General features: G+C 69.1%; 1 pseudogene. It reads right to left on the reverse strand.

What is annotated here, in order from left to right:
• Positions 1–1,055, reverse strand: a pseudogene (locus ABT296_RS38680) (alpha-1,4-glucan--maltose-1-phosphate maltosyltransferase); the annotation flags it as partial.

Consider the following 1,055-nt stretch of genomic DNA (forward strand, 5'->3'; position numbering starts at 1 on the left):
CGCCGTACGGCGTTGAGCTTGGTGATGAGGGGGGCGATGGTGTCGGCGGACTCCCAGTCACGGGGCCGTAGTTGGTACTTCTCGGAGTCGAGGTACTCCTCGCTGCCCGGGCGCAGGGCGGTGTTCTCGCACAGTTCGTAGCCGCTGTAGACGCCCCAGGTCGGGGAGAGCGTCGCGGCGAGGACCGCGCGCAGTTCGAACGCCGGCCGCCCGCCGTGCTGGAGGAACGCGTGCAGGATGTCGGGGGTGTTGGCGAAGAAGTTCGGCCGCATGTAGGCGGCCGCCTCCCCCGACAGCTCACTGAGGTACTCGGTGAGTTCCCGCTTGTCGTTGCGCCAGGTGAAGTACGTGTACGACTGCTGGAAACCGATCTGCGCGAGGGTGTGCATCATCGCGGGCCGGGTGAACGCCTCCGCCAGGAAGATCACGTCCGGGTCGGTGCGGTTGACCTCGCCGATCACCCGCTCCCAGAACAGCACCGGCTTGGTGTGCGGATTGTCCACCCGGAAGATCCGCACCCCGCAGTCCATCCAGTGCCGCAGCACCCGCACCGTCTCCGCCACCAGCCCGTCCAGGTCGGCGTCGAAGGCGATCGGGTAGATGTCCTGGTACTTCTTCGGCGGGTTCTCCGCGTACGCGATCGTCCCGTCCGGGCGGTGGTGGAACCACTCCGGGTGCTTCTCCACCCACGGATGGTCCGGCGAACACTGCAACGCGAAGTCCAGCGCCACCTCCAGCCCCTCGGCGCGGGCCCGCTCGACGAACCAGGCGAAGTCCTCCAGCGTGCCCAGGTCCGGGTGCACGGCGTCGTGGCCGCCCTCCGGCGACCCGATCGCCCACGGCACCCCCACATCCTCCGGCGACGGATCGAGGGTGTTGTTGCGGCCCTTGCGGAACGTCGTCCCGATCGGATGGATCGGCGGCAGGTACACCACGTCGAAACCCATCCCCGCGATCGCCGGCAGCCGCCGCGCCGCCGTCCGGAACGTCCCGTGCGGCACCTCCGCGGTGCCCTCCGAACGCGGGAAGAACTCGTACCACGCCCCGTAGAGCGC

The organism is Streptomyces sp. NPDC000983 (assembly GCF_040299205.1).
GTDB lineage: Bacteria > Actinomycetota > Actinomycetes > Streptomycetales > Streptomycetaceae > Streptomyces.